1 protein-coding gene is annotated in these 352 nt (G+C 54.3%); it reads right to left on the minus strand.

All coding sequences use genetic code 11. The features are described from left to right. A partial coding sequence (locus tag A3730_RS09340) for a hypothetical protein (protein WP_156501110.1) occupies positions 1 to 352 on the minus strand: 352 nt, incomplete at both ends.

Here is a 352-nt window from a genome sequence, read left to right on the forward strand (position 1 = left end):
ACGGGGAGAGACATCCATATGGGTAATGGTGTCACGTTCCATCACGGTAAATTCGTAACGGTGACGCACAGTAACGAAGTCTTCTTCGAAACCGCCGTCCTCAGTCATTTTCGCGTCTACCTGCGCAATCACGCACTCGGCTTCTTCAATCGCGGACAGATATTCGATTTCTTCGCTGACCTTGCCGTCGATAACCTTCAGGTACGGAGACTCGAGGAAACCATACTCGTTGGCGCGGGCATAGGTGGCCAGGGAGTTGATCAGACCGATGTTCGGACCTTCAGGGGTCTCGATCGGACATACACGACCGTAATGAGTCGGGTGTACGTCGCGAACCTCAAAGCCGGCACGC

The organism is Alcanivorax sp. HI0044 (assembly GCF_001634945.1).